Source organism: Corynebacterium sp. HMSC063A05, from assembly GCF_001809695.1.
Classification (GTDB): domain Bacteria; phylum Actinomycetota; class Actinomycetes; order Mycobacteriales; family Mycobacteriaceae; genus Corynebacterium; species Corynebacterium amycolatum.
Genome location: NZ_KV798510.1, coordinates 298,844 through 317,551, shown reverse-complemented (window position 1 = coordinate 317,551; position 18,708 = coordinate 298,844). Strand labels below are relative to the sequence as shown.

The window sequence follows — 18,708 nt, the reverse complement described above, 5'->3', positions numbered from 1 at the left end:
GGCATGCGGACACACTTTTCTTTACTTAACCCCTAGTCGGCAATCCCATCAATGTGCGCCAGCAGAGCAGAGTTGTAGTACTCCGGGGTCTCCTGGTTAAGCAGGTGCTTGGCCGGCGAAATGACGACCATGGTCGAGCCCGCGATGCCGTCGTGAAGCGAAGTGACGACGTCGAGTGACGTAGAGGTGTCTTGCTTGCCGGCGATGACCAGCGTCGGAGCGGTGATCTCGGCGAGGCGCTCGCGGGTGTCGAAGCGGGACAGTGCTCCGCAGGCGCCGATGTAGCCGTCATCGGGGCAATCTGCGATCATGTCGCGGAAGCGGGCGGGGAGCTCAGGGGTGGTGTCGAAGCACTCGTCGGTAAACCAGTTGCGGACGACAGCGTCTGCGAGCTCGACCGTGCCCTTGTCGCGCACGAGCTCGGCCTTTTCCTGCCAGGCCTCGGGTGTGCCGAATTTCGGCGCCGTCGACGACAGCGTCAGGCTGACCACGCGATCGGCATGTTCTAGTGCGATGGTCTGGGCGATAGCGCCGCCGAGGGATAGTCCCACAAAATGTGCGCGGTCAACATCCTCCTCGTCGAGGACCTCGATGATGTCGGCGGCCAAGTGGCTCATGTCCCACTCACCCTCGGGGATAGGGGATTCGCCATGGCCACGGACATCTGGCGTGATGACCTGGTACTTTTCGCTCAAAGCGGCTACCTGTGGCTCCCACATCCCCTGTGTGGTGCCCAGCGAGCCAATCAGGACAACCGTACCGTTGCCCTTGTGGTTGATTGCATGTGCGGTGTAGTCGATGGCCACGAGGATCCTCCTTGAAGACGTCGGCTGTGTCTGCTATTTCTCGGCGTTGCGAGCAGCTTCGGCGGCAGCCCGACCAGGGCCGTCGTCCTTCTTGGACTCTGCCTCAGCGGCTTCCGCGCGCTGCTTCGCCATGGACTCACGAGCGGCCTCCAGCCACCCCGGCATCTGCTCGAGCAAATCCTTAATCTCCGACGTTGTCAGCGGCTTGTCCATGTCATTCTTCTTCAACGCCGTGATAGTAATGCCCAGCTTGCGGGCAACTTCCGGGCGCGGGTGCGGTCCGTTGCGGCGTAGCTCAGCGAGCCACTCCGGCGGATTGGACTGCAGTTCCGCAAACTGCGCGTGCGAAATCTCACCAGTGCGAAATTCCTCGGGTGTGGCCGGGAGGAAAATGCCAAGTTTCTTGGCTGCGGTTAGGGGTTTCATGGGTTCAACGCTAGCACCCATTCGAGTAACCTTGCGGAGTATGTCGACTCCTGAACCCGCCGTCCTGCGCATCGTGTTCGCCACCGGCACCAGTCCCGAGAAGTGGTTTCGCCGCTTTAGAGATCGGATTCCGGCAACACTGCACACCCACGCCGCCGACGATCCGATGTCCGACCTGGTCGGCGGTGCCGCTGACATGGCGCTGGTTCGGTTAGAGTCCGAAGGCTCGCTGCCCGAGTCGCTCCATCGCATCCGGCTTTACGACGAAGCCTGGGGCGTGGCCTACGAAAAAGAACACGTATTCTCCCTCACAGAGTCCGTGCCGGAGGAGCTGTTGGCGGACGAAACTGTGCTGCTGACCTCCGTGGATGCGGACGAGCTGCGACAGATGCTGCCTGTCGCAGCCACTGGTGCAGGTGTCGTAGTGGGGCCTCGCACGATTTTGAAGGCGCTATCGAAGAAGGCGGTGGCCTCATCGAACTTGGTGGCTGAGGAAGGTGCCACAGATCCGCTGTCCCGAACAGCTATTTGGTTGGTGTGGCCGAAAGCAGAGGACGATGAGCTCCGGCAGGAGTTCGTCGGCATTGTCCAGGGGCGTCGGGAGGGATCGACACGCACGCAGCTGGGGCGCAGGAAGGCTGACGAAGCTCCAAAGAAGTTGTCGGCCCGAGAAAAGACGCTTGCTAAGCAAGCCCGTCGGCAGCGCGCTGGGGCCGTCGTAAAGCATGCGCGCAGTGGCCGTGGCGGACGTCGAAGCGGTGGCGGAAGCGGGCGACCACGCAGGAGAAAGTAATCTTTTTACAATATTTTTGGCGTTTCGTTCGACGTGCGCGAAAAAATTAGCCACACTTGTAGTTATGGCTGAAAAGAAGCGCGATTTCACGATCCGAATGATGCGTGAAGAGGACTATCCACAGATCCAAGAAATCTATGAGATTGGCCTTGATACAGGACATGCATCGTGGGAACATTCGGCACCCGAATGGGACGAATTTATCGCTCTAAAGCGCGTTGACCTGTGTTACGTCGCCGTCGACGCAGAGAACCCGGACAAGATTCTGGCATGGGCATCAGCCGCGCCAGTGTCCAAGCGCCCGATTTTCAATGGCGTCATTGAAGACTCCATCTACGTCCACCCTGACGGGCAGGGCATGGGGCTGGCGGCGACGCTGCTGCAGAAGCTTATCGACGATGCCACGGAGCGCGGCTGCTGGTCGATTCACTCGTGGGTCTTTCCGGAGAATGTGGGATCGCTAAAGCTGCATCGAAAGCTTGGCTTCCGAGAAGTGGGGATTTACCACCACATGGCAAAGATGACCTACGGCCCAATGGCGGGGCAGTGGCGCGATGTCATTATTTTGGAAAAGCTCCTGGAAAAGCCAGAGGAGCGTGCGCTGAAGCGCGTCCAGGAAGAAGCAGAAGCCGCCGGTGAGCCGAACCGTCCGATTCTGGACAAGCTCGATCGCGCCGACGGCCAGGTGGGGGCATAGCTGCCGGGAGCTGTGGCTCCCGCGAATTAATTACTCGACGGTTTCCTTCAAAGGATCCTCGCGAACGAAGAACGCAATGATTGCCGCCAGAATAATCACTGGCGTTAGTACCAAGAAAATCGGCGTCAAACCATCGTTGTAGCTGGAGATCAGCGCTTCATGGATTGGCGCCGGCATACTATCCAGTACCTGCGGCGTCAGTGAACCAATCGACTTAGAGGAAAAGCCCTCCGGGCCCATCTGCTTTGCGAACTCCGCTGCAGCCTCCGGTGATGCGGCCTTGATTTGTTCGACAGCCGCCGGAACGCGTTCGCCTGCCAGGTCCTTCATCCGGTGGATGAAAATCGACCCCACAATGGAGGAGCCGACCGCACCGCCAATCTGGCGGAAGAAGTTATTCGCAGCGGTAGCGGTACCGACCATGGCGACCGGGAAGGAGTTCTGCACGATGAGAACCAGAACCTGCATGCCGGTTCCCAGGCCGAAGCCCATGATGAACAGGTAAACACCAACCTGCCACAGGGGGGTGGTGGTCTCCAGCGTGGACAGTAAGTAGAGGGAGACAGCCATAATCATCAGGCCGACGAAGGGGTAGAAGCGGTATTTACCAGTCCGGGAAACAATCTGGCCCACGCCAATCGAGGTCAGAAGCATGCCGACCATCATCGGTGTCATCATCAAACCTGCAGCGGTCGGTGACATTGAGTGCACCATCTGCAGGTAGGTCGGAATATAGGCCATAGTGCCGAACATCGCGATACCCAGAATGAGGCCCGACACAGTCGTGAGCACGAAGTTCCGGTTATTAAACAAGTGCGTCGGAATCAGTGGGTTGGAAACGCGAGTCTCGGTGAGGAAGAACAGCACCCAGGAAACGACAGAGGCGCCGATAAGCGAGATGATGATCCGGGAGTTCCAGTCGTACTGTGTACCGCCCCACGTGGTGGTGAGAATTAGCGTCGAGGCAGCAGCGGTCAAGAACGTCGTGCCGATGTAGTCGAAGTTTCCTTCACTCTGGCGTCGGGGCAGCTTCAGGAAGGCTGCAGCTGCCGATAGTGCAACCACGCCCATCGGGACGTTGATCCACAGGCCCCAGCGCCAGCCCGGGCCGTCGGTGAACCAGCCTCCCAGCACTGGTCCCAGCACGGAACTCAGACCGAACACAGCACCCATGATGCCCATGTACTTACCGCGCTGGCGTGCGGGAATAACCTCGGCCAGGATGGCCTGTGAGGAAACCATCAATGTACCGCCAGCAAATCCCTGAAAAGCGCGGGCGGCGATGAGCAGGCTCATGGAGTTGGTGATTGCACCCATGACGGAACCGACCATGAACAGCGCGATGCCCATCATGAACAGGCCCTTGCGCCCAATCATGTCACCGAGCTTGCCGACAATCGGCATTGCCACAGTCTGTGCCAACAGGAATGCAGAAATAACCCACGACATGTGGTCAACTCCGCCGAGCTCGCCGACGATGGTCGGCAGGGCAGTGGCGAAAATCATCTGCCCCAGCGAGCTCATCAGCATAGTGAGAATGAGCGCGAAGAAAATGATTCCCAAGTGGGACTTGTTGTCAGAAACCGTGGTGTCGGTTTGATCTTGAGCAGTGGTGTTGCTAGCTGTCACTATTCCTCCTCCAGAAATTTTTAACGACGTCGGCGGCGTCGTGAAGCGGTGTATCTGTTGTGAATTCGTCCCGATGAGCCGATGAGTACAGCACGCATTCGCGGACGAAACCGACCGACAGTGCTACCTCGTGCCCGACGGGCAGCTCGGGGTGCGTGCGCGACTGTGGATTCATCTCGAAATAGCGCTCAAAGGCAGAACGGACGCGGCGCATTGAGTTGCCAAAATTCGAAATGACAACCGTCGATAGCTTTGGCTCATTGCGCAAAATCTCGCGGATACGCTCCTTGAGCAGACGGTGAAACTCTTCGGTTGCCCCCAGCTCTTTATATCGGAGTAGCTGGGATTGCTGCTTTTTCTCGATGAAATCGAGCATGTCCGCGATGGGGTCTTGGTGAATTTGGGCGAGGAATGTCTCTTCATCGTCAGCATCGAATGACATGATGCCGTTGCCGAAGATGGCTTGATCCTTGGAGTCGAAGTAATTGAAGAATGTGCGTCGACTGATATTGACCCGCTGACAGATGTCTTCGATGTTGACTTGGTCGTATCCGCGATCCAACACAAGGGCGGTCGCGGCATCGGCCAAAGCGCAGTGTGTTTGAAACCTTTTGAGCTCCCGGAGACCGCACTCGGGGTGTTGGCCCGGATCCAATCTGTGATAGGTATTCTCATCAATTTGCACGAGGTGCAAAGTTACACCGAGTGCAATGTGATGGCAAGTTGACTAATCAACATAAAGTTTGCCGCAGGGCGCATCCCCGGCGGTATGGCAGGGGTCGAATGGGGGACACGAAGTCACTCTCCGATCATTGCGAATGGAGAGTACCAAAACAAAGGACCCCGAAGTCTTTCAGCGAAGTGAGACTACGGGGTCTTATGCGTAAGGTGCTCTCACACCTTCGAGTTCAGAAAGAACTAGTCACGATCAGTGTTGGCCATTGCCAGCACGTCGAGGCGCTTGTCCAGCTCTTCCTCGGTCAGCTTCTCGCCGTCGACGAAGCCCATGTCGATAACAGTCTGACGGATGGTCTTACCTTCCTTCAGAGCAGTCTTAGCGACCTTAGCTGCGTTCTCGTAGCCGATGGCGGAGTTCAGCGGGGTCACAATCGACGGGGAGGACTCAGCCAGAGTCTTCATACGCTCAACGTTCGGCTCGATGCCGTCCACCAGCTTCTCGGCGAAGACGCGTGCGGTGTTCGCCAGCAGCTTAGCGGACTCCAGCACGTTACGTGCCATGACCGGGATGAAGACGTTCAGCTCGAATGCGCCGTTAGCGCCAGCAAACTCAACAGCGGTGTCGTTGCCCAGAACCTGCGCTGCGACCTGGGTGGCAGTCTCGCACAGAACCGGGTTGACCTTACCCGGCATGATGGAGGAACCCGGCTGCAGATCCGGCAGGTGAATCTCAGCAAGGCCGGTCAGCGGGCCGGAGCCCATCCAGCGAATGTCGTTAGCGATCTTGTTCAGGGAGACTGCGACGGTGCGCATAGCGCCGGAGAATTCGACCAGGGCATCGCGGTTAGCCTGAGCCTCGAAGTGGTTCTGAGCCTCGCGCAGCTCCTTGATGCCGGTCAGTTCGACGAGCTCAGCGGTGACCTTGGCACCGAAGTCCGCCGGGGTGTTCAGGCCGGTGCCAACAGCGGTACCACCGATTGGCAGCTCGCCCAGACGCGGCAGGGTGGCCTCGATGCGCTCAATGCCAGCCTCAATCTGGCGAGCGTAACCCGAGAACTCCTGACCCAGGGTCACCGGGACAGCGTCCATCAGGTGAGTGCGGCCGGACTTAACAACGGTCTCCCATTCCTTGGCCTTCTTAGCCAGGGACTCCTGCAGAACCTTCAGTCCCGGGACGAGGTCCTTGACAGCTGCCTCGGTTGCTGCGACGTGAGTGGCAGTCGGGAAGGTGTCGTTGGAAGACTGACCCATGTTGACGTGGTCATTCGGGTGAACCTCAACGCCGTTGGCCTTTGCGATGGACGCAATGACTTCGTTGGTGTTCATGTTGGAAGAAGTGCCCGAACCGGTCTGGAAGACGTCAATCGGGAACTCAGCATCGTGCTTGCCTTCGGCAATTTCCTTGGCAGCGGCGACGATGGCATCTGCCTGCTCAGCAGACAGCAGGCCGCGCTCCTTGTTGACGATGGCGCAAGCTGCCTTCAGCAGACCCATAGCGCGAATCTGTGCAGACTCCAGCGGACGGCCGGAAATCGGGAAGTTCTCAACTGCACGCTGAGTCTGTGCGCGCCACAGGGCGTTAACCGGAACCTTAACCTCGCCCATGGTGTCGTGCTCGATGCGGAACTGCTGCTCTGTCATTCGTTGCCTCTTTCAGTTAGGGGAACTTGAGTGCGCGCAGAACGGCCCCTCATTGCGCATGCAATTTTCATGCGATGCAGAACCGTTAGCGCATTCGTCTTCAAGTATGAATCAGTTTGTTAAAAAAGTGGTGCCCTGAGGGCACCACTAAAGGGGTAGTTACTTACAGATCGATGTCAGGCATCTCGCCCTTGCCGTAGTCGATGCTGGCGTACTTGCGCAGCTTCTCCAGGGAGTGGAAAGCCTCGATGCGGCGGATGGTGCCGGACTTGGAGCGCATAACCAGCGAGCGGGTCCACGCGCCGTTACCGCGGTAAGCGACACCGCGCAGCATGTCGCCGTTGGTGACACCAGTGGCAACGAAGTAGCAGTTGTCGGATGCGACCAGGTCATCGGTGGTCAGAACACGAGAAAGATCGTGTCCAGCGTCGAGAGCCTTCTTAATTTCAGCCTCATCGCGCGGGTGCAGTTTGCCCTGGATCTCGCCGCCCATACACTTCATGGCGCATGCGGTGATGACACCTTCTGGGGTGCCGCCGACGCCCATCATGATATCAACCGAGTTTGTGTTCTGAGCTGCGGCAACAGCGCCAGCAACGTCACCATCGCCGATCAGGCGAACCTTGGCGCCAGCTTCGCGGATGTCACGAATCATGTCAGCGTGGCGCGGGCGATCCAGCACGACAACAGTGACATCTTCCGGACGCAGCCCCTTGGCCTTAGCGACGACCTTGATGTTGTGCTCAACTGGAGCCTCGATGTCAATCTTGCCGGCAGCCTCCGGGCCAACAGCAATCTTATCCATGTAGAACACTGCCGACGGGTCGTACATGGAGCCGCGGTCTGCAGCAGCAAGAACAGCGATAGAGTTCGGACGGCCCTCTGCCATCAGAGTCGTGCCGTCAATCGGGTCAACCGCGATGTCAACGGCCGGGCCTTGGCCGTTGCCGACCTTTTCGCCGTTGAACAGCATCGGGGCTTCGTCCTTTTCGCCCTCGCCAATAACAACGACACCGTTCATAGCCACGGTGTTGATGAGCTGACGCATGGCATCGACGGCAGCGCCGTCGCCCTTTTCCTTCTGACCACGACCGACCCACTGACCAGCCGCCAGTGCAGCGGACTCAGTAACTCGGACGAGCTCCATCGCAAGGTTGCGATCTGGTGCTTCAGGATTCGAGGCGTTCATTGACTTCTGGCCCTTCCGTGGTTTTTGAGAACTCTTTTGAGGTTTGAGAATGTGCTGGGAGACGCCACGCCAGGAAACTGGGGTTTAGCGTTGCAACAATTTCTATTGATTGATGTTTGGCGCATCAGTTTTAGCGCCTTTGCATCTGTTACTAGTGTTCCACCTTTTTGGTGTTCGGGGGTGGACGCAGCGCCAAAGTGGGGGGAGTTTCAGGGCTAAACCCCCACATCACGCGGTTATCAAAAGTTTGTTCCGGCGTCAGTTCGCTTGACGACGTCGACAGCGTCCGTCATCAAGTATTGCTAGCTGCAGCTGTGCGGGTGCGACTGATGACTAGGTTCGTTGCGGGGCCTTTGGCATACTTGAGCGCGTGGCGAATGAGAAACCTAGGATTTTGCAGGACAGTCGAGACATGATTCTCACCCTCGTGGTGATGTTTCTTGCGGTGGCTGTCACCATTGGCTTTACCGGCCTGTGCAGTTTTAACCCCGGGAAGCCGGAAAACGGTCCGGTGCGCGAGGTCGATGCCGCCCCATTCGTGAACGTGGAGGCTCGGCGCGTGGACTATCCAGTTCGCCTGCCGAAGGTGCCTGAGGGCTGGACTTCAAACTCGACCCGCGCGGGTATGGCGGCGGGGAAGCAGACAACCATTATTGGCTATGTCACCGCTAGCGGAGCATTCATTCAGGTCACGCAAACAGATGCGGAAGCAGGTCAGCTGCCGGATGACGGTAAGAATCGTCTCCGCGACGGTACCACTGACGTGGAAGGTACAACCTGGACTAAGTATGTGCCGGCTGAGGACAACGTGCGTCGCGTATGGGTTGGGAACCTCGGTGACTCCCGCGCAATTATCGAGGGCACTGCCAACGACGAGGAGTTCACACAGTTGGCGGCGGCTTTGCAGAAGGCCGAGCCAATCGATCCGGACGCGACAATGCCGGATCCGTCACAGCCGCAGCAGACTGCGTCCGAGACGCCGTCGGCACCAGCAAAGTAAGCTGAGTTGAGAGGTCGCCTGGGTCGATAATTCCAACTAGCGCGATAAAATAGCTGAACTCAACTATCGGCCACGAGATGAGAAACGACGTGCACTGACGATCGTTTCTCGTCTCTTTTTATTCCTCACCGCCCGCATTCTCGGCCGAAGCCGCGGCATCCTGATTCTTGCTGGCCAAGGCGGCTTCAACTTTTGCCCGTGCGCCAGCTAAATGTTCCTCGCAGCGGCGGGCCAGCGCCTCGCCTCGCTCCCACAGCGCCAGGGATTCATCCAGGCTCATCTGTCCGAGTTCTAGGAGCTTGACGGTCTCAACCAGCGCATCTCGCGCCTGCTCGTAGCTCAGGTTCTCCACCGGTACCTGTTCCTCCGAAGAGGGAGCCTGACCCGCGCCGAAAACATTGTCATTCATTAGCGAATACGTCCTTCACATCTAGTAATTAAAGCTTCAAGGTTGGAAAAGTCAGTGCTTATTAATTCGCCGGCTTCGTAGCGAGCGTTGCTGCAGAGATGGAGCCGTCACTGACGCGAATTCGCAGTTGGGAACCCATCGGAGCATCTGCAATAGAGGTCACAATCTGTGGTTCTGGCTGAGTAGCCGATTGTGCCTGCACGATGGCATAGCCGCGAGCGAGTGTGGCAGAGGGGCCAAGTGCTGAAACCTTGCCGCGCAATCCCGATACCACTGCTTCCTCGCGTTCCAGACTGCGGTGGATGAGAAAACGCAGCCGATCGACCTGCGCTGTGACAAACTCTTCACGCACGCGGATGGGAGTGAGCGGATCGCGCAGTACCGGCCGCGACGTCAAATCCCGCAGAGTAGCTACTTCACGGTCAACCCATCGCCGCAGGGATGCCGAGGTGCGTTCACGCAGCTGTGCAATTAGGCGGCGTTCCTCAGCAGCATCGGGCACTGTTTTCTTTGCTGCATCCGTCGGTGTGGCAGCACGTAAGTCAGCGACATAATCCAACAGTGGAGTATCCGGCTCGTGTCCGATCGCAGAAACCACCGGTGTTGTCGCCTTACTCACCGCACGAATCAGCGCCTCATCTGAAAAAGGCAGCAAATCTTCGACACTGCCACCGCCACGGGCGACGATGATGACGTCGACCTCCGGGTCGGCGTCGAGCTGTGCCAGAGCCTCAATAATCTCCGGAACAGCCTTGGCTCCCTGCACAATTGTGTTGATTACCCGGAAATCCACCTCAGGCCAGCGGGCACCCGCAACCGAAAGCACATCGCGTTCAGCTGCCGAACCGCGACCGGTAATCAACCCGATCTTGTTGGGGAGGTAGGGCAGAGGGCGTTTCAGCCGTGGATCAAAAAGGCCTTCCGCCGCTAGCGCTTGGCGCAGCTGTTCCAGCCGTGCCAATAGTTGCCCCAAACCTACGGGCCTCCACTCCGTAGCCCACAGGGAAAACTGCCCCCGCCCGGCATAAAACGCAGGCTTGCCCAAAACCACTACGCGGTCGCCGTTGCGCAACGGATTATTACGCAGTGCCGCAGTAGAACAAGTCACCGACACCGAAAACTCCGCGGAGGTGTCACGCAGAGTGATGTAGGAGAGCTTCCAACTCGGCTTGGAGTTGACCTGGGCGATTTCCCCCTCGACCCAAATCTGTCCAAGGCGCTCAATATAGTCCTTGACTAACTGGTTCAGGCGCCGAACCTGAACCGGTTTCTCGGCCGACGTTTCCAATTTCGACATACATCAACACTTACACGATGGGGCGGATCGCCCTGCTAATAAACGCAGGTTGCCCACAGGCTAAATTTGCCTGTGGGCAACTGTGACGGTAAAAGTGCAAGCCCGAGTTACTTGCGGTAACGAGACCTGCTATCGCGGCCGGTTATCCGCTCCTGGCGAGGGCGCTGCTGTCGCGGTGGCCACTCCTCGGTGCGGCGGTGGTTGCCCACTTGGCGTGCGGGGCTCTGTTGAGACTTTTCGGACGGAGACTCCGGCGAGGACTGTTCTCCCCACATCCGTGCCGTTCCTTCAGTTTGACGACGGGGAAACTCTGGCGTTGGCCGCTGCGGTGCGTTTGGCCTTTCAATCGGACGACGAGGCTGCTGTCTAGTCGAGTTCGGCGAAGTGGAATCCTGAGTGAACTGCGCCTGCCCCGGATGCGAGCGAGACTGCCAACGGGAGGTTGGCTGCTGAGCCCGCTGTGCGAAATTCGAGCGCTGCTGGGCACGCTCCCCAGAACGGTCAACTGGTCGCTTACGCAGTTGCTCGGCGTTGCGCGATGCCGAGTTGGCGTTCGCTGCAGGTCGGGCACCAGAACGAGAAGTCTCCTGCCGAGAGCGTGCAGCTTGCTGGCGCGCCTGGCGGCGAGCTTCGGCATCTCGGATAATGTCCGCAGCGGGACGTCGTGAAGCAGGACGTTCCTGGGTGCGAGAGGCGACCCGGCGATCAGATTCGGCGAGACGACGGCGAACCTGAGAGCTGGATTCGACAGCGGCTTCGTCACGGTGCTGGCGTTGTTTAGCGACCTTGCGCTGGGTGTTGAGGGATTTCTCCTGGGTGCGGGTGATTTCGAGGTAACGCCACACTGCGATGATGACACAGATAATCATCAAGACCAGCAGCCACGGGAACTGCTGGATGATGGGATATGCCGAGGTCACCAGGCGAGCGCGTTTAGAGGTTGTCGCGGTCGCGCCACCATTTTCAGGATCGGCGAGAGAACCGGTAAACCACGCTGTGAAAAAGGTGACAAGCGCGAACAAAATGGGGATTTGAGCGACGGTAACTACCAGACCGCGAGGAACCACCAACAGTGTTCCGGCCACAGCAGCCACGGCAAAAGCAATGAAGTAGGGCTTGCCAATCGAACCGTTGGGAACAGAAAAGAGCAAACCAATAACGCCAGCTAGAAGCATCAGCAACGGCGGCACAAACATTGGCACGCGTGGAAGCAGGGGTTTGTTTCCACTGCCTTTACGGGTTATTGCTGATCTGTTCGACACGAATGCGTATCCTACCGGTTATTAGTGATAATACGGGCAAGCCCGGTATGTGGGCTCGCCCGTGTCTTAAAATTTCGCCTTACTTCTTTTTCTTAGAGAAAGACCCGGAGACCACTTCAGAGACTTTATGGAAGGCCTTGGTCATCGTTCCCTCTTCCTGCTTGGTCGGACCAGCATCGGGGGAAACCTTACCGGCGGTGCGAGCATCTGCCTTCACGGCGCTCTCTGCAGAGCTGTCGGAGTCGTCACTGCCCAGGCGGAACGAAGCCAGTCGGTCGCGCATCGCACGGCCGGCAGCTTCAATCTGAATGCCGGAGATCGATCCGGCATCCGTGGCGAACTCGATATCCTTTGCGGTCTTGTCACCCGTACGCAAATCTGTGAGGTCGCCGAGGTAGCGGAACCAGACCGCGACGACTGCAGTGACTGGCACCGCCAGGAAGGCGCCGATGATGCCGAAGATACCGCCACCGAGCAGAACCACCAGCAGGACGATTGCGGCGTGCAGGTCCATAGCCTTGGACTGCAGAATCGGGGAGAGGATATTGCCCTCAATCTGCTGGACGGCAATGATGATGAGCAAGACAAAGATTGCTGTGGTCAGGCCGTTGGCAACAAGTGCGACTACCACTGCAATGAAGCCAGCGGTGAAAGCACCGACAATAGGAATGAAGCCAGCGAAGAAAGTCACCACGGCCAGAACCATTGCCAGCGGCACATTCAAAATCGCAAGACCAGCACCGATGAAGACCGCGTCGATAAGCGAAACGATAGCCTGCGTGCGGATGTAGCCCGACAGCGTGTTCCAGGAGCGGGTGAGTACCTCCGTGAGATGCCAGCCGAGGCGACGTCCGGTCAGGCGGCGGAGCCATGGCAGGAAGTCCTGGCCGTCCTTGATGAAGAAGAACGTCAGAACCAGCATTGCCATCAAGGTTACGGCGACCGAGGAGACCACCGATATGCCTTGGAAGACTGTGTTGGCGATATCGCCGGAGCGCTCCTGAAGCCATGTGGACCCCTGGTCCAGAGCATCGAGAATCTGCTCATCCTTGACGTTAAATGGTGGGGCCTGAATGATGTTCTGGACTTCTTGGATGCCGTCGGTGAACTGGCGACGCAATTCTGGGAACTGCGACTGCACAGTCGGTGCGAGGACCGCGACAACGCCGCCAAGCACCGCCAGCGCGCCTAGGATGACCGTCAGTGCGGAGAGCGCGCGGGGCCAGCGGTGCTTCATCAGGAACACTGCGGGCGGAGCCAGCACCGTGGAGACAATCAGGGCCAACAGAATCGGCAGAACGCCAGCCCAAATCTTTCCCAGAATCATAGCGCTGACGTACAGCGCCGCTGCGGTGATGAGGAAACGCAGGCACCAACCTGCGAACCACCGGGCGCCCTCGCCAATGACATCGGCGCGGTCGATGGACTCGGAGTCATTTTCGCTCATAAGCTCATCGAGATTCTCAGCATCTTCCGGCAAATCCGGTTGCGTTACCGCTGACTTATGGGCGTCGGAGGGGATAGACAGAGACTGTTCTACACGCAGAGGCTCTGATCCCATTACGTGATCGATAGCGTCTTTTTCGGACTGCGCAGTCCACTCTTCGCCTTCATTGGGTTTATTGCTCACATATTCATTATGGGGGTTCGCAGGGGATAGGGGGCAACTTCACGAAGTTAGGGCGAGTTCAAATCTGTCTCCCCAAGCCCGTAAGATGGGCAATGTGAGTCTTACACTTGGAATCGTCGGTCTGCCCAATGTCGGAAAGTCAACCCTGTTTAACGCCTTGACGCGCAACGATGTGCTGGCTGCGAATTATCCGTTCGCCACCATCGAGCCGAACGTCGGCGTTGTGGAGCTTCCCGATCCACGTTTGAATAAGCTCGCCGAAATTTACGGCTCCGAGCGTATTCTTCCGGCTACGGTGTCGTTTGTGGACATCGCCGGCATCGTCAAGGGTGCATCGGAGGGCGAAGGTCTTGGTAACAAGTTCCTCGCCAACATCCGCGAGGCTGACGCTATCTGTCAGGTCGTCCGTGTCTTCAACGATGATGATGTCGTGCATGTCGACGGCAAGGTCGACCCGGCCTCTGACATCGGTGTGATTGAAACCGAGCTGATTCTGGCTGATATCCAGACTATTGAGAAGGCGCTGCCGCGTCTGGAGAAGGAAGCCAAGAAGGATAAGGAAAAGGTCGGCGAGGTTGAAGCCGTCAAGCAGGCTCTTGCCGTGCTGGAAGAGGGGCGCACTCTCTTCGCTGCTTCTGATGATGTGAAGCTCTCCGCTCTGCGCGAGCTGCACTTGCTTACCGCAAAGCCGTTCCTCTACGTCTTCAATGCTGACGAGGAAGTGCTTGCCGACGAGGACCGCCGCGCGGATTTGGCCGCTGCTGTGGAACCGGCGGACTGTGTATTCCTCGATGCGAAGGCCGAGTCAGACCTGCTGGAGCTGGATGAGGAATCCCGCAATGAGCTGCTGGCCGAAATTGGTCAGACTGAGCCGGGTCTGCATTCGCTTGCTCGCGCTGGTTTCCGCACCCTGGGGCTGCAGACTTACCTGACCGCTGGCCCGAAGGAGTCTCGCGCCTGGACCATTCCGAAGGGTGCTACGGCTCCGCAGGCTGCCGGCGTGATTCACACTGATTTTGAGCGCGGTTTCATTAAGGCTGAAATTGTGTCCTTCAACGACTTGGTCGAGGCCGGTTCGATTGCCGAGGCGAAGGCCAAGGGCAAGGTTCGCCAGGAGGGCAAGGACTACATCATGCACGACGGTGATGTGGTCGAGTTCAAATTTAACGTGTAGTGCTTAACCTCTGCGATGAACTCTTTGATCCCGGGACGTGATGAGGACTGGGGCTATTGTGCTCCCCCGAACGCTACGGCCCGGGGCACGAGGCTGTGTCGCAGGTGCAAGCGAGAGGACCAGGAGCGAAACACAGACCGCTGAGTCGACGCAGTCACGGTAAAGACGGAGCCGTCTAGGCGGTGCTCGAGGTTGCGCGAGATACGGTGACGCTGGGCGTCGGTAAGCGATGCGCATTCGGCGACATCGATGGAAAGCTGGACTTTGCCGTCCGTCGTGTTGACGCCCTGGCCGCCCGGAGTCGACGATTTCGCGAAACGCTCCGCGAGATCGGCGGCGATGACCGCACCGTCGGGGATCCCCGGGCCGGGCGGTATGGTCATGTCGTTCATGCCGCCCAGCCTAGGTGCCCACAACCCTTTCTCGTCTCGGCGGAAGCGGAGACCGCGTCGCGACGGCCGGGATCCAGCCTCAGTATTATCCTCGTCACCGGTTGATTCGAACGCTTTTTGCTCCTCCTTCTCCCGTCGGGCTTCGATTTCAGCGGCCTCCGCAGGTGGCAGTGATCACTGGATCCGCTCGAACTACCGGTTCCGATCAGCGGTCGAAGGATTTTCGCAGCAGCCGGACCTGCAGCGCCGGTGCCGCCGCCGTAGCCTGACGAGCATCCCCGCCATGACGGCCATCACGACGGCGGTCCCGGCACCGATGATCCAGGGATTACCGAGGAGCCCACCGACGCCTGCGAGTGCTCCGCCCGCCGCGATGAACGGCAGGCCGCAGCAGAGCAGCGACGGAAGCGCGCAGCATGCCAGTAGGAGCAGCCCGGTCACTGCAGCGACGACGGGACCGGCGCGCCATTCGTCGCGGTCCTGATCGGCGCTCATCGTCTGCTTCTGGATGAGATCTCCCCGATTGCCTGCGTTGCCGTTCATGCGCAGCACGACAGCAGCGACGGGTCGGTGGTGAAGGCCTTCGCGGCGATCCGGATGCCCTCGGCCATGGTCAGGTAGGGGGCCCAGGCGTTGGCGACCTCGGCGACGGTCCTGCCGAGCACGTGGACGCCTGCGGCGGCGAGCTCCCCGGCGTCCTTGGCGACGGCGGTGAGGCCGAGGATCTCGCTCGTATCGGCGTTCACGACGATCTTGATGAACCCGCGGGTGTCGCGGTTCACCAAGGCGCGGGGCACGTGGTGCAGGGGCAGGACGCGGCAGTCGCAGCGGATCCCCGCGGCGAGGACGTCCTTCTCGGTCATCCCGACCGCGCCGATCGCGGGCCCGGTGAACGTCACCCGCGGCAGGCGGGCGTAGTCGACGGACCGGTCGGCGTCGGCGAACGCGTTCTCGGCGACGAGGGTGCCGTGGTGGGCCGCGACGTAGACGAACTCCGGGTGCCCGGTCACGTCGCCCGCGGCCCAGATCCGCGGGTTCGACGACTGCAGATGGTCGGAGACGACCACCTCGCCGGAGCCCCCGGTCTTCACCCCGACCGCATCGAGGTTCAAGCCGTCGGTGACGGGACGGCGTCCGAGGGCGACGAGCACCTGGTCGGCGCGGAACTCCTGCGAGCCGCCGGACAAGGCGGCGGTCACGACGGCCTCGCCTCCCGTGCCGCGGGAGACCCGGGTGGGCACTGCGCGGCTGACGACGCGGATGCCCTCGTCGGCGAACACCTCCTGGAGCGCCTTCGACACCTCCGGCTCCTCCTTCGACGCGAGCCGGGACCGCACGAGCAGCGTGACCTGCGAGCCGAGGCGGGCGAACAGCTGCGCCTGCTCCAGGGCGACGTAGCCGCCGCCGAGCACCAGCAGCGACTCGGGGACCTCCGTCAGCTCCATCGCCGTGGTCGAGGTCAGGTATCCGGTCTCCTCCAGGCCGTCGATCGGCGGTGCCCACGGGCGAGAACCAGTCGCGACCAGGTAGTGGTGGGCCTCGATGGTCTCGACGCTTCCGTCGGATCCGGCAACATCGAGAACCGGCGCATCAGGGGTGCCCACGAACGAGGCGTCGCCGCGTCGGACCTGCCAGCCGTAGGAGTCGGCGACGTCGGCGTACTTCTCGCCGCGCAGCGACTCCACCAACGCTTGCTTCCCAGCGATCAGCGCGGGCATGTCTACGGGATCCGCCGTCGTCGCGATCCCGGGGAACCGGGTTGCGGCGTCGACCGCGACGTGCCGCGCGCCGGCCGCGGCAATGAGCGCCTTCGACGGGACGCAGCCCGTGTTCACGCAGGTGCCGCCGAGCGTCCCGCGCTCGATCATCACCACCGACTTCCCGAGCGTGCTGGCGCGGATCGCAGCGGCGAACGCGCCGCCTCCCGATCCGATGATGGCGAGATCGTACTTCGTAGGCATCGCTGCTCCTGTCAACTCTTGGCTTTCTGCTCTGTCTCAGCCATACTGGACCTTCCAGTGCAGGGGAAGGTCAAGCGCGGCCACGGAGGGAGACAGTAATGTGGATCGGAGAACTCGCCGAGAGGGCGGGCACTACCGCGAAGACCCTTCGCTTCTACGAGGAACAGGGCCTTCTGCCCCCGACCGAGCGCACGCCGTCCGGATACCGCGACTACGCGCCCGAGACGGTCGCTCGGATTGACTTCATCCACCGCGGCCAGGCCGCGGGCCTCACCCTCGCCCAGATCCGCCAGATCCTCGACATCCGCGACGGCGGCCATGCGCCCTGCGAGCACGTGCGCGACCTGCTTGACGTGCGCCTCGCTGAGATCGAGCAGCAGATCGCGCAGCTCTCCGTGCTGCGCGACACTATCGCGGACCTTAGCCAGGACGCCGCGCACCCGGATCCTGAAACGTGCAGCACCGATCAAGTGTGTAGGTACTTGTAGACGGCGGGACTCAATGACTCAAACGCTACAACCCCGATATGCGCTAGCGCAGGTCGATGCCGCCGGTGCCCACCTCGATGATTTTGGTGGTGGCCGCGATAGCACACAGCAGCGGCATCGGGGCGGAGGCCTGCAGCGCGAAGTGGTGGACTCGGAAGGACGCGTTGTTCACGCCGATTTCGTCCGCAGCCTGGGTGATCTCCAGACGAGTCTTGGCGATCTTTTCCGCAGATGGCCCGCACTAGCTGCCGAAGGCGTAATGCCCGAAGCTTAAGAAGCCGAACGCTTTCATTGGATAACACTCCTTTTGATGGTGTTAACGAGAGGGAGTAACTTTGCAACGAGATACCGTCGAGTTTAAGTTTAACGTCTAGTCGAGTTCCGGTTGAACCTCACGGTAGCATGGCCTCAAACACTCTGTCGGCTGTGAAATGATGCTGGTGGGCGTGTGCGTCTGCCAGCAGATTCATCGGAGTTGCATTCGTGAGGGAAAGGCTGAATTGTGAGTTGGAAGGGGCCGACTGCACTTTTTGCGGCGTGGGTAATCCACGACTTCGAAGAGGCGTTCGCGTTTTCTGCATCCTGCGATCGTCTCGCGGATCGCACTGGTATAGAACAGCTCAGAATCACGCCGCAGCAATCGTGGATCGCCGTGGGGCTGATGGGAATTCTGGTGGCGGCGGCGTGTGGCCGCGGCGTGCGCTCTACCGGTAAGTCGGCGACCTATCGGGCAGTCGTCGCCGGGCTGGAAGCCCACGTCGTGACTCACCTCGGCGGTTCAGTCGCGCAGCGTGGTTACACCGCCGGTGTTGCGACGGCGTTGCCGATCATGCTTCCAGGGGCACTCATGGCGCGTCGAGAACTCCAGCGGGACGGGTGCGAGCTGCGGTTCCGTGACACGGTCAACGGCGTCGCGTTGCTCCTGCCCGCCGCCCTAGTATGCCAGGTGGTAGCACGACTGATCCGTCGGGTGTCCGCGGTAAAGAACTGACCGGAAAAGCAAGAAACGGCATGTCGTGTGAGGTTGGTATCCGCGGCGACGTGGTCGAGTTCAAGTTCAACGTTTAACGCGAGGCGTTAATGACGTTTCGCGTTATTGGGGGGGGGAGGAGGTTGAAGAGCGCTGTCTCTAACTCCGGTTTTCGTTCGGCCTCGGTCCATTCCGCTACCTCGTGTGAAGAATTTGCAAGTGGTATCGGGCCGTTGAACTATTAGGTTCACCCACAGTTCCCGTGC

The 18,708-nt window shown here is 59.8% G+C and carries 19 protein-coding genes and 1 pseudogene; 6 read left to right on the top strand and 14 right to left on the bottom strand.

What is annotated here, in order from left to right; all coding sequences use genetic code 11:
* Positions 1 to 32: 32 nt before the first annotated feature.
* Together HMPREF2651_RS10185 and HMPREF2651_RS10180 are read right to left on the bottom strand one after the other, a co-directional pair.
* On the bottom strand, positions 33 to 806 hold the full coding sequence (locus HMPREF2651_RS10185; protein WP_049181651.1) for an alpha/beta fold hydrolase: 774 nt from the start codon (positions 804 to 806) through the stop codon (positions 33 to 35).
* A 33-nt stretch (positions 807 to 839) separates the two neighbouring features.
* Positions 840 to 1,232, bottom strand: coding sequence for a DUF5997 family protein (locus tag HMPREF2651_RS10180; protein WP_049181657.1), 393 nt, complete (start codon positions 1,230 to 1,232; stop codon positions 840 to 842).
* Positions 1,233 to 1,272: 40 nt separating this feature from the next.
* Here HMPREF2651_RS10180 and HMPREF2651_RS10175 point away from each other — a divergent pair, with 40 nt between their 5' ends.
* Together HMPREF2651_RS10175 and HMPREF2651_RS10170 are read left to right on the top strand one after the other, a co-directional pair.
* Entirely contained in the window at positions 1,273 to 2,025 is a 753-nt protein-coding gene (locus tag HMPREF2651_RS10175) for a type 2 periplasmic-binding domain-containing protein (protein WP_049181647.1), read from the top strand.
* A 64-nt stretch (positions 2,026 to 2,089) separates the two neighbouring features.
* Positions 2,090 to 2,722 (top strand): GNAT family N-acetyltransferase, encoded by a 633-nt coding sequence (locus HMPREF2651_RS10170; protein ID WP_038626150.1) that lies wholly within the window; start codon positions 2,090 to 2,092, stop codon positions 2,720 to 2,722.
* A gap of 30 nt (positions 2,723 to 2,752) precedes the next feature.
* On the opposite strand, the gene HMPREF2651_RS10165 is transcribed toward HMPREF2651_RS10170, so the two are convergent.
* From HMPREF2651_RS10165 to glpX, 4 genes are all read right to left on the bottom strand, one after another.
* Positions 2,753 to 4,351 carry an MDR family MFS transporter gene (locus tag HMPREF2651_RS10165; RefSeq protein WP_049181641.1) on the bottom strand — a complete coding sequence of 533 codons (1,599 nt, stop codon included), beginning with the start codon at positions 4,349 to 4,351 and terminating at the stop codon, positions 2,753 to 2,755.
* Positions 4,341 to 4,940 carry a TetR/AcrR family transcriptional regulator gene (locus HMPREF2651_RS10160; RefSeq protein ID WP_246817351.1) on the bottom strand — a complete coding sequence of 200 codons (600 nt, stop codon included), beginning with the start codon at positions 4,938 to 4,940 and terminating at the stop codon, positions 4,341 to 4,343. The genes HMPREF2651_RS10165 and HMPREF2651_RS10160 overlap by 11 nt, the downstream gene beginning before the upstream one ends.
* Positions 4,941 to 5,269: 329 nt before the next feature.
* On the bottom strand, positions 5,270 to 6,670 hold the full coding sequence (locus HMPREF2651_RS10155) for a class II fumarate hydratase (RefSeq protein WP_016423173.1): 1,401 nt from the start codon (positions 6,668 to 6,670) through the stop codon (positions 5,270 to 5,272).
* Between the two features lie 163 nt (positions 6,671 to 6,833).
* The gene (gene glpX / locus HMPREF2651_RS10150) at positions 6,834 to 7,859 is read right to left on the bottom strand and encodes a class II fructose-bisphosphatase (RefSeq protein WP_005510610.1); all 1,026 of its coding nucleotides are present in this window, start codon (positions 7,857 to 7,859) and stop codon (positions 6,834 to 6,836) included.
* Positions 7,860 to 8,229: 370 nt separating this feature from the next.
* Here glpX and HMPREF2651_RS10145 point away from each other — a divergent pair, with 370 nt between their 5' ends.
* A complete protein-coding gene (locus tag HMPREF2651_RS10145) occupies positions 8,230 to 8,859 on the top strand; it encodes a DUF4245 domain-containing protein (protein WP_080972894.1) in 630 nt (209 codons plus the stop codon).
* A gap of 118 nt (positions 8,860 to 8,977) precedes the next feature.
* Here the strand turns inward: HMPREF2651_RS10145 and HMPREF2651_RS10140 are convergent, their stop codons facing one another.
* From HMPREF2651_RS10140 to HMPREF2651_RS10125, 4 genes are all read right to left on the bottom strand, one after another.
* Positions 8,978 to 9,268 carry an exodeoxyribonuclease VII small subunit gene (locus HMPREF2651_RS10140; RefSeq protein WP_049181637.1) on the bottom strand — a complete coding sequence of 97 codons (291 nt, stop codon included), beginning with the start codon at positions 9,266 to 9,268 and terminating at the stop codon, positions 8,978 to 8,980.
* Positions 9,269 to 9,329: 61 nt separating this feature from the next.
* On the bottom strand, positions 9,330 to 10,565 hold the full coding sequence (gene xseA / locus HMPREF2651_RS10135) for an exodeoxyribonuclease VII large subunit (protein WP_049181635.1): 1,236 nt from the start codon (positions 10,563 to 10,565) through the stop codon (positions 9,330 to 9,332).
* 107 nt (positions 10,566 to 10,672) lie between these two features.
* Positions 10,673 to 11,827: a DUF6542 domain-containing protein gene (locus tag HMPREF2651_RS10130; protein ID WP_049181634.1), complete on the bottom strand. Its 1,155-nt coding sequence runs from the start codon at positions 11,825 to 11,827 to the stop codon at positions 10,673 to 10,675.
* Between the two features lie 79 nt (positions 11,828 to 11,906).
* Positions 11,907 to 13,457: an AI-2E family transporter gene (locus HMPREF2651_RS10125; RefSeq protein ID WP_038626131.1), complete on the bottom strand. Its 1,551-nt coding sequence runs from the start codon at positions 13,455 to 13,457 to the stop codon at positions 11,907 to 11,909.
* A gap of 94 nt (positions 13,458 to 13,551) precedes the next feature.
* Between HMPREF2651_RS10125 and ychF the strand changes: the two genes are divergently transcribed.
* Complete coding sequence (ychF, locus tag HMPREF2651_RS10120; RefSeq protein ID WP_038629114.1) at positions 13,552 to 14,631, top strand: redox-regulated ATPase YchF; 1,080 nt, start codon at positions 13,552 to 13,554, stop codon at positions 14,629 to 14,631.
* A gap of 53 nt (positions 14,632 to 14,684) precedes the next feature.
* On the opposite strand, the gene HMPREF2651_RS10115 is transcribed toward ychF, so the two are convergent.
* The 3 genes from HMPREF2651_RS10115 to merA all read right to left on the bottom strand — a co-directional run bounded on the left by HMPREF2651_RS10115 (position 14,685) and on the right by merA (position 16,984).
* On the bottom strand, positions 14,685 to 15,014 hold the full coding sequence (locus HMPREF2651_RS10115) for a peptide chain release factor 1 (RefSeq protein ID WP_236658590.1): 330 nt from the start codon (positions 15,012 to 15,014) through the stop codon (positions 14,685 to 14,687).
* Between the two features lie 201 nt (positions 15,015 to 15,215).
* Positions 15,216 to 15,566, bottom strand: coding sequence for a hypothetical protein (locus HMPREF2651_RS10110; protein ID WP_038629112.1), 351 nt, complete (start codon positions 15,564 to 15,566; stop codon positions 15,216 to 15,218).
* Complete coding sequence (merA, locus tag HMPREF2651_RS10105) at positions 15,563 to 16,984, bottom strand: mercury(II) reductase (protein WP_070586046.1); 1,422 nt, start codon at positions 16,982 to 16,984, stop codon at positions 15,563 to 15,565. Before merA ends, HMPREF2651_RS10110 begins: the two co-directional genes overlap by 4 nt.
* Before the next feature lie 98 nt (positions 16,985 to 17,082).
* Between merA and HMPREF2651_RS10100 the strand changes: the two genes are divergently transcribed.
* Positions 17,083 to 17,472, top strand: a complete 390-nt coding sequence (locus tag HMPREF2651_RS10100; protein ID WP_005290994.1) for a heavy metal-responsive transcriptional regulator — start codon at positions 17,083 to 17,085, stop codon at positions 17,470 to 17,472.
* 46 nt (positions 17,473 to 17,518) lie between these two features.
* Here the strand turns inward: HMPREF2651_RS10100 and HMPREF2651_RS11155 are convergent.
* Positions 17,519 to 17,764 (bottom strand): annotated as a pseudogene (locus tag HMPREF2651_RS11155) (alkane 1-monooxygenase); the annotation flags it as partial.
* A gap of 210 nt (positions 17,765 to 17,974) precedes the next feature.
* Between HMPREF2651_RS11155 and HMPREF2651_RS10090 the strand changes: the two are divergent.
* Positions 17,975 to 18,463, top strand: coding sequence for an HXXEE domain-containing protein (locus tag HMPREF2651_RS10090; RefSeq protein ID WP_070586044.1), 489 nt, complete (start codon positions 17,975 to 17,977; stop codon positions 18,461 to 18,463).
* Positions 18,464 to 18,708 lie beyond the last annotated feature (245 nt).

What these genes read in the sequence shown, in the direction of transcription:
- HMPREF2651_RS10180 (WP_049181657.1), bottom strand. Translation starts at nt 1,232, where the DNA reads ATGAAACCCCTAACCGCAGCCAAGAAACTTGGCATTTTCCTCCCGGCC.
- HMPREF2651_RS10175 (WP_049181647.1), top strand. Translation starts at nt 1,273, where the DNA reads ATGTCGACTCCTGAACCCGCCGTCCTGCGCATCGTGTTCGCCACCGGC.
- HMPREF2651_RS10170 (WP_038626150.1), top strand. Translation starts at nt 2,090, where the DNA reads ATGGCTGAAAAGAAGCGCGATTTCACGATCCGAATGATGCGTGAAGAG.
- HMPREF2651_RS10155 (WP_016423173.1), bottom strand. Translation starts at nt 6,670, where the DNA reads ATGACAGAGCAGCAGTTCCGCATCGAGCACGACACCATGGGCGAGGTT.
- glpX (WP_005510610.1), bottom strand. Translation starts at nt 7,859, where the DNA reads ATGAACGCCTCGAATCCTGAAGCACCAGATCGCAACCTTGCGATGGAG.
- HMPREF2651_RS10140 (WP_049181637.1), bottom strand. Translation starts at nt 9,268, where the DNA reads ATGAATGACAATGTTTTCGGCGCGGGTCAGGCTCCCTCTTCGGAGGAA.
- xseA (WP_049181635.1), bottom strand. Translation starts at nt 10,565, where the DNA reads ATGTCGAAATTGGAAACGTCGGCCGAGAAACCGGTTCAGGTTCGGCGC.
- HMPREF2651_RS10115 (WP_236658590.1), bottom strand. Translation starts at nt 15,014, where the DNA reads ATGACCATACCGCCCGGCCCGGGGATCCCCGACGGTGCGGTCATCGCC.
- HMPREF2651_RS10110 (WP_038629112.1), bottom strand. Translation starts at nt 15,566, where the DNA reads ATGAACGGCAACGCAGGCAATCGGGGAGATCTCATCCAGAAGCAGACG.
- merA (WP_070586046.1), bottom strand. Translation starts at nt 16,984, where the DNA reads ATGCCTACGAAGTACGATCTCGCCATCATCGGATCGGGAGGCGGCGCG.
- HMPREF2651_RS10100 (WP_005290994.1), top strand. Translation starts at nt 17,083, where the DNA reads ATGTGGATCGGAGAACTCGCCGAGAGGGCGGGCACTACCGCGAAGACC.